The sequence below is a fragment of the Candidatus Binatus sp. genome (assembly GCF_036567905.1).
GTDB lineage: Bacteria > Desulfobacterota > Binatia > Binatales > Binataceae > Binatus.
This window is the reverse complement of record NZ_DATCTO010000014.1, coordinates 1-8,033: the sequence shown is the minus strand read 5'-3', so window position 1 is coordinate 8,033 and position 8,033 is coordinate 1. Positions and strand designations below refer to the sequence as shown.

Annotated in this window: 8 protein-coding genes; 7 read left to right on the top strand and 1 reads right to left on the bottom strand. The window is 63.0% G+C overall.

The features are described from left to right. Positions 1 to 28: 28 nt before the first annotated feature. Positions 29 to 2,500, bottom strand: coding sequence for an endopeptidase La (gene lon, locus VIO10_RS02400; protein WP_331958777.1), 2,472 nt, complete (start codon positions 2,498 to 2,500; stop codon positions 29 to 31). Between the two features lie 147 nt (positions 2,501 to 2,647). On the opposite strand from lon, the gene VIO10_RS02395 reads away from it, so the two are divergent. From VIO10_RS02395 to hemB, 7 genes are all read left to right on the top strand, one after another. Then, positions 2,648 to 3,073 (top strand): DUF2203 domain-containing protein, encoded by a 426-nt coding sequence (locus tag VIO10_RS02395; RefSeq protein ID WP_331958774.1) that lies wholly within the window; start codon positions 2,648 to 2,650, stop codon positions 3,071 to 3,073. 30 nt (positions 3,074 to 3,103) lie between these two features. Beyond that, a complete protein-coding gene (locus VIO10_RS02390; protein ID WP_331958771.1) occupies positions 3,104 to 3,574 on the top strand; it encodes a DUF4149 domain-containing protein in 471 nt (156 codons plus the stop codon). Further along, the gene (locus tag VIO10_RS02385) at positions 3,567 to 4,331 is read left to right on the top strand and encodes an HAD family hydrolase (protein WP_331958768.1); all 765 of its coding nucleotides are present in this window, start codon (positions 3,567 to 3,569) and stop codon (positions 4,329 to 4,331) included. The genes VIO10_RS02390 and VIO10_RS02385 overlap by 8 nt, the downstream gene beginning before the upstream one ends. Further along, positions 4,331 to 4,741, top strand: coding sequence for a PaaI family thioesterase (locus VIO10_RS02380; protein ID WP_331958765.1), 411 nt, complete (start codon positions 4,331 to 4,333; stop codon positions 4,739 to 4,741). The genes VIO10_RS02385 and VIO10_RS02380 overlap by 1 nt, the downstream gene beginning before the upstream one ends. 89 nt (positions 4,742 to 4,830) lie before the next feature. After that, complete coding sequence (locus VIO10_RS02375; RefSeq protein ID WP_331958762.1) at positions 4,831 to 6,132, top strand: choice-of-anchor tandem repeat GloVer-containing protein; 1,302 nt, start codon at positions 4,831 to 4,833, stop codon at positions 6,130 to 6,132. Between the two features lie 9 nt (positions 6,133 to 6,141). After that, positions 6,142 to 6,924, top strand: a complete 783-nt coding sequence (locus tag VIO10_RS02370; protein ID WP_331958759.1) for a hypothetical protein — start codon at positions 6,142 to 6,144, stop codon at positions 6,922 to 6,924. 84 nt (positions 6,925 to 7,008) lie between these two features. Then, on the top strand, positions 7,009 to 7,983 hold the full coding sequence (gene hemB, locus VIO10_RS02365) for a porphobilinogen synthase (protein ID WP_331958756.1): 975 nt from the start codon (positions 7,009 to 7,011) through the stop codon (positions 7,981 to 7,983). The last annotated feature ends 50 nt before the right edge of the window (positions 7,984 to 8,033 follow it).

The following is an 8,033-nucleotide window of genomic DNA, read 5'->3' as shown; positions in this document are numbered from 1 at the left end:
GAAAATTTCCGCGGCCCTGAGCCGCGTATTAGTTCAGGACCGTCCGCTCGGTCCGCGCCGCCGGCGCGGGCGCGGGCTCGGCCCCAGCCGCAGCGGGAGCGGGCGCGGGCTTGGCGGCAGCCTGCACGGCGTCGCCGTCGCGCAGCGCGTGCCGAATGACCTCATCGACCGTATCGACGAAAATCATTTCGAGCTCTTTGCGCACTTCGGGCTGGATGTCCTCGAGGTCGCGCTCGTTGCGGCGGGGCAGAATGATCGTCTTGATCCCGGCGCGCCTTGCCGCGAGCACCTTCTCCTTGATACCGCCGACCGGCAGCACCTTGCCGCGCAGCGTTATCTCGCCGGTCATCGCGACGTCGGATCGCACCGGCCGGCCGCTGAGCAGCGACGCCAGCGAGGCCGCGATCGTCACGCCGCCCGACGGCCCATCTTTGGGAATCGCTCCGGCGGGAACGTGGACGTGGATGTCGGATTTTTCGAAGAAGTCGGGCGCGATTCCCAGCGCCGCCGCGTGGGTGCGCACGTAGGAGAGCGCGGCCTGCGCCGATTCCTTCATCACCTCGCCGAGCGAGCCGGTAAGGCTGAGACCTTTCTGGCCCGACATGCGGGTGCTCTCGATGAACATTATCTCGCCGCCGTTGGGCGTCCATGCCAGCCCGGTCGCAACCCCCGGCTCCTGGGTGCGTTCGGCGACCTCGGAAAAGAAGCGCGGCGCGCCGAGGTAGCGTTGCACGTCGGCTCCGGAAATGATCGCGGGGGCAGTTTCGCCCTCGGTTATCGAACGCGCGATCTTGCGGCAGACGCGGGCGATCTCGCGCTCGAGATTTCTAAGCCCGGCCTCGCGCGTGTAGCTGTGAATAATCTCTCGCAGCGCCTCCTCGGAAAATTCGATCTTCTGATCGCCGAGTCCGTTCTCGTTGAGTTGCTTGGGGATTAGGTGCCGCTGCACGATTTGCAGCTTCTCTTCCTCGGTGTATCCCGGCAGCTCGAGCACTTCCATCCGGTCGCGCAGCGCGTGCGGAACCGGGTCGAGCATGTTGGCGGTGGTCAGGAACAGCACTTTGGAAAGATCGAACGGCACGTCCAGGTAATGATCCGAGAAGGTGTTGTTCTGTTCCGGGTCGAGCACCTCGAGCAGCGCCGACGCCGGGTCGCCGCGGAAGTCCATGCCAAGCTTGTCCACCTCGTCGAGGATGAACAGCGGGTTGTTCGAGCCCGCGTTGCGAAGGCCCTGGATGATTCGGCCGGGCAACGATCCGATGTAAGTGCGGCGATGGCCGCGAATCTCGGCCTCGTCGCGGATGCCGCCGAGCGACAAGCGCACGAATTTGCGGCCGAGAGCGCGCGCGATCGACTTGCCCAGCGAGGTTTTGCCGGTGCCCGGAGGCCCGACGAAGCACAGGATGGGTCCCTTGGTGTCGTGCTTGAGCTTGCGCACCGCGAGAAACTCGAGGATGCGCTCCTTTATTTTTTCGAGGTCGTAGTGGTCCTCGTCGAGCACCTGGCGTGCGTGGCGAATGTCGAGATTGTCCTCGGTCGAGGCGCCCCACGGCAGGCTGACCAGCCAGTCGAGGTAGGTGCGCACGACAGTGTGCTCGGCGGACTCGGGCGGGATCATCTTGAGGCGCTCGAGTTCCTTGTCCGCGACCTTGCGCGCCTCGGGCGACATTTTCGCCTCTTCGATCTTCTTTTCGATCTCCTCGACTTCGGAAGTGCGCGCGTCGCCCTCGCCGAGTTCCTTCTGGATCGCCTTGAGCTGCTGGCGCAGATAATACTCGCGTTGATTTTTGTTGAGCTCGGTCTGCACCTGGGACTGAATCTTATGCCCGAGCTCGAGCATTTCGATCTCGCGGCCCAAAATCGCGATCAGCTTTTCCAGCCGCGCGCGAACGTCGAGCGTCGCGAGCAGATCCTGCCCCTCTTCGATCGGAATCTTCAGGTAAGAGGCGGTCATGTCGGCAAGCCGGCCGGCCTCCTTCACCTGCATCGCCAGCACCTGCAATTCGTCGGGCAGGTACGGCACCAGCGAGACGAACTTGGAAAACTGGCTCACCAGATGCGCGTGGAGCGCGTCGATTTCCCGGTCGGAGGAAACCGGCTCATTGAGCCGCTTGACGTGCGCGAGGAAATACGGCTCGCGCTGGGTGAACTGGCCGAGCTCAATTCGCGCCAATCCCTGCACCAGCACACGCACGCTCTGATCCGGATAGCGCAACATCTTGAGGATGCGCACCGCGGTGCCGAGCTGGAACAATGCCTCGGGCGCGGGCTGCTCGTCTTCGGGGTTTTTTTGCGCCGCCAGCGCGATAACCTTCGAGGTCTGTCCGCAGTCCTCGATCAACTTGAGCGACGAGGGCCGCGAAACCAGGAACGGATGAATCTGACTGGGGAAAATCACGATGCCGCGCAAGGGCAGCACCGGCAGGACCTCGGGAATCTCGGCCTTGCTCAGATCCTCCTCGATCTCGAAGCGTTTTTCCCCTTTGGGTTTATCTGCCATAGGTCAATCGAACCTCGTAGGGCAAACCCGCCACGCCTTCCACGCAACCCAAATTTCACCGTAATATACGGTGGTGGGGCGGACAAGGTCACCTCGTACGTAAGAAGCTAATCACGGTAACCGGCTCGCGCTACTGATGAGGAAACGTTGCCTAATAGCGGATTTGAAAAATTATTCAGCGAGGAAGAAGCCAACGAGCTGATTCCACGTCTGGAAATTCTGATGCGCCAACTGCAGATGCAGGCGACGTCGTTGCGCGCACGGATCGACGAATTGTCGGTGACCGATCCCTCGATCCTGCATTGCACGATGAGCGAAATCGTCGGGCGTTACCCCGAGCTGCGGTCGTTCGCGACCAACATGGCCGACGCCGCCGCCCAAATCGAATCATTCGGATGCATCCTCAAGGATATCGAGCTGGGGCTGATCGATTTTCCCTATGACGCGGACGACGAAGTTGTTTTCCTGTGCTGGCAGTTCGGCGAGCCGCGCGTCGTCGCATGGCACCGGGTGAACAGTGGATTTTCCGAGCGCCAGCCGCTGCCCGGCGCGCCCAACCGCTGGCTCAACTGAGCGGCGAACAGCAGGAATTCTGACAGCCAAATGATTTTACTTTTGTCGATTTACCTGGCCGCACTCGGATGCTGGCTCGGCGGAATTGTTTTCTTCTCGTTTTTCACCGCGCCGGAGGTTTTTACCCATCTGCCGACCGCCGAAGCCGGCCAAGTGATCAGCGCGATCTTCCCGCGCTACTACATGCTTGGCTACGTCGCGGGAACGGTAAGCCTCATCCTCGCGGTGTATTTCACCGCCGTGCGCGGACCGCGGATGTGGTGGGGCGCCACCACGGTCGTGCTGGCAATCGCGCTGGGAATCACCTTCTATGCCGGCAGGGTCATTCTGCCGCGAGCCGACGCCATCCGCACCGTCAACGAAGATCCACATCCCGACACTGCCCGCAAGGCGGAGTTCGACCGGCTGCACCGGATGTCGGTGATTCTCAATGGCACCGTGCTGCTGTTGAACCTCGCCGCAATCGCGGGCACTTCGGGAGCGTTGAGCTGGCGTGGCTGAGCATCGTTACAAGGCGGTCGTGATCGATTTATTCGACACGCTCGTCAACTGGAATCTCGAAGCGCTGCCGGTCATGCAATGGCGCGGGCGCGAAATTCGAAGCACGACTCCCCTGCTCTTCTCCGCGCTGGAAACGGCGCTCGGCGGGCGCTTCGACCGCGACGCCTTCGCCGAGGCACACGCGGCGGTTTACGCCGAGATATTCACCGAGCGAGCGAAGGCGGGCGCAATCGAGATTACCTGCCTCGAGCGCTTCTCGCGCACGCTCAAACTGCTCGGCGTCGACGAAGACCTGGCAGCGCCGCTGGCCGAAAGTCTGCGCCGAATCCATATGGGACGGGTGCGCGCGGTCACTTGGGCGCCGGCGCCGCGAATCGACGCGATGAAAAAAATCGCCAGGCGCCTGCGCGTCGGCTTGATCTCGAACTTCGACGATTCCGAGACCGGCCACCTCATCATGCATGACACCGGCATCCGCGAGATCTTCGACGCGGTGATTATCTCGGCCGACATCGGCTACCGAAAACCCAACCCGCTCATCTTCAAAAAAATTCTCGAGCTGATGGGGCTCGAGCCCGCCGATATCCTGTTCGTCGGCGATACTCCGCTCGACGACGTGCTGGGCAGCAAAGGCGTCGGAATGCATTCGGCGTGGATTCGCACGCGCGAGCGCGAGCTGCCCGAGGGAATTCCCGCGCCGGACATCGTCATCTCGGACCTCGCGCAACTGCCCGACGCGCTTGGTTTGCAAGAATAATGGCCGATCAGGATCGAAGCCGCCTGGTCCGGGCGCTTGAAAGCGCGCCGTTCGCCGCGATGCTCGGGCTGAAGATCGAATCCGCCGCCAACGGCGCGGCGCTGGTGCGGATGCCGTTCGATTTGCGGCTGCTCAACGAGGGCGGCCGGGCCGCTCCCGTTCACGGCGGCGCGATTGCCTCGCTGGCCGACGTTGCTGCATGCGCCGCGGTGTGGACTCTCGCCGAGACCGTGCGCACCGCGACCATCTCGATCACGGTGAACTACACCGGCTTCGCCGTGAATTCTGACCTGATCGCCCGCGCCCGAGTGAAGCGGATGGGCAAGCGCATCGCCAGCCTGAGCGTGGAAATCGCCGACGTGTCCGGCGCCCTCATCGCCGACGCGCTCGTCACCTACAAGATCGCTTAGCAGGATCGCCCCGCCCCGGATCGATTTGTTCAATCCGCTCGCTTACACTGGATCTTGACCGGTGCTCAAAAGGAAAAGGGATCCCAAATATGTTTTTTCACATTCGATTCGATGGCAAATGCATCTTCGCCGCAGTCGCGACGCTTACCGCTGCGCTGTCGCTGGCGCTGGCGACTGCCCGCGCCGGTAACGACGTCCCTGACGTGACGCCTGCAGCCACTGAGAGCGTGCTCTATTCCTTCGGCGCCGGGCCCACCGCCGGCAAATGCAAAATCGAAGACGGCGCCGACCCCAAGGGCTCGCTGACCTACGTCGCGGCCACGGGACTGCTGTTCGGCCGCACTTGGACCACGACCTCGAATGGCGACGGCACGATTTTCCAAATCATGCCCGACGGATCGAATTACTTGGTCGATCACTTCTTCACCGGCGCCAAGACCGACGGCAACAATCCGCGCCACAACGCGATGACCCTGGCCGGCACAGTCCTGTACGGCACGACTCTCACCGGCGGCGAGCACGACAACGGCACCATCTTCAGCATCAACGACGACGGGACTGGCTACTCGTCTCCGCCTCTGTTCGACTTTCCCAAGAGCGCCGGGAACAACGATGGCGATCAGCCGCACAGTTGCTTCGTCGCCGCTGGCAGCCTGCTTTACGGCATGGCCTCGCAAGGCGGCAAGCACGGCGGCAAGACCGGCGACGGCACCATCTTCTCCTTCGACCCCTCCAGCAGCGCCTACACCAGGCTGTACTCCTTCAACGGCAAGCACGGCGCCGATCCGCACGGCCAGCTCATTCTCGATCCCAACGGCACGGCGTTCTACGGCATGACCCGCGCCGGCGGCAAGAATGATGTCGGCGTCATCTTCTCCTTCGACACGAGCAGCGGGAAATCCAAGACGCTGCACCAATTCAGTTGCCCCGGTAACAGCACCCCCAACTGCATCGACAAGAACAACGGCGCGACCTCCGACCACGGCACGCTCGTGCAATCCGCCTCGACGCTGTTCGGCTTGACGACTTACGGCGGCAAATTCGGCGCGGGCGTGATATTTTCGATCCACACCGACGGCAAGCACTTCAAAATCCTGCACCACTTCGGCAAACTCGGGACCAACGACGGCGTAAATCCCTACGGCTCGTTGATGCTCAACGGCACCACGCTCTACGGCACCACGCGCACGGGCGGCAGCAAGGGCAACGGCACCGTCTTTCAGATCGACACGAGCGGCAACAACTACGCGCGAACCTACGACTTCCAGAACGCGCCCGATGGCGCGAACCCCATCGACAACGTCATCATTCTCGACAACACGCTGTACGGGATGACCGAGGCGGGCGGCTCGTGCGGCGACGGCGCAATTTTCGCAATCCAGTTGCCGTAGGATTTTTCCGTGTCATCGACTCTGGATAACATCCGCCACGCTGCCGCGCCGCATGGACTCAATCTGGTCGCGGCGACTCCGGTGGCGCGCTACGACAACGCAGCCTCGATCAAGGAAATTTCGCGCGCCTCGGCAATCGATCCCCATGCGCGCTCGATCGTCGTCATCGGCAACGGCGGCGGCGCGCTCTGGGACGCACTCAAATCTCACGCGGCGCGCCATCCGCGATGGTGGGATCGCGCAAATCCGCTCGACGAATTCACTCGCGAAGTTGTTGAGCGCGACGTGGCCGGCCCACTTCGCGCATCGGGCGCGCGATGCACCACCGTTTACCCGTTCATGAACAGCGGCCGCACGCTCAACTTCATCGAGCTGGGCAAGATCGCGGGAGTCGCCGGGCCGAGCATCCTCGGCGTCACCGTGCATCCTGTATATGGACCGTGGATCGCATTTCGCGCCGCGCTCCTGCTCGACGAAGAGCTCGATTCACCGGGCGACGCGCTCGGCTTCGACCCATGTCCCCGATGCACCGCGCGCACCTGTATTCCCGCGTGTCCGGCCGGCGCGGTAAGCGCAGATTCGGGATGGAACATCCCCAAATGCCTGACGCATCGCGTCGAAGTCGAGGCGGAATGCACGCCGCGATGCCACGCGCGGGCCGGATGCGTGCTCGGCCCCGAGCATCGCTACCCCGACGACGAACTCGCCTATCATCAGATGCGCGCGCTGCGCTCGATGCGCCCGTACTACGACTTGCAGCTCAAACCCAAGCTCGCTCTGTCCTCAGATTAAATTCGCGATTGTTCCCCGTCCCGCATTCGGAAGGGGTTAGGGGTTAGGTTTGCTCGTCCTATATAATCCACCCGGGGAAGAACTATGGCATTTCCAATCAATCGGCCGCGGCGGCTGCGACGCACTGAAACGATTCGAAGGATGGTTCGCGAGACGCGGTTGTCGCCCGACGACCTTATTGCGCCGATGTTCGTGTGCCCCGGGCGCGGCGTGAAGAACGCGATCGCATCGATGCCGGGCGTGGCGCAAATGTCGGTGGACAACGTCGTCGCGGAGGCGCGCGAGACCTGGGCCGCCGGCGTCCCCGCGGTCATCCTGTTTGGAATTCCCGAACGCAAGGACCCGCAGGGCAGCGAGGCATGGAACGACAACGGCGAAGTGCAGCGCGCGATACGCGAGATCAAAGAGCGCGTGCCCGGGATGGCGGTGATTACCGACGTGTGCATGTGCGAGTACACCGACCATGGGCATTGCGGCGCGCTCGCCGGCAACGACGTCGATAACGACGCGACGCTCGAGCTGCTGGCGCGCTCGGCGCTGTCGCATGCGCGCGCGGGCGCCGATATCGTCGCGCCGTCCGACATGATGGATGGCCGGGTCGGCGCGATTCGCGCCGCACTCGACGGCAACGGATTCAGTCACGTCGCAATCATGGCGTACTCGGCCAAGTTCGCGTCCGCGTTCTACGGCCCGTTTCGCGAGGCGGCGGAGTCGGCGCCGAAATTCGGCGATCGGCGCTCGTACCAGATGGACCCGCCCAACGGCGACGAGGCGATGCGCGAAGTCGCACTCGATTTGGAGGAGGGCGCGGATATCGTGATGGTCAAGCCGGCGCTGCCGTACCTCGATCTAATCTGGCGAGTGAAGCAGGAATTCAACGCGCCGGTCGCGGCATACAACGTTTCGGGTGAGTACTCGATGATCCGCGCGGCGGGAATCAACGGATGGATCGACGAGGAGCGCGCCACGCTCGAAGTGCTGACTGCCATCAAGCGGGCCGGCGCCGATTTGATCCTGACCTATTTCGCCAAAGACGTCGCCCGCAAACTGCGCGCCTGAAGCAGGCGCTGACCCCCCGTTGGCACGGCCGGCCAGTATTAGAAAAGGAA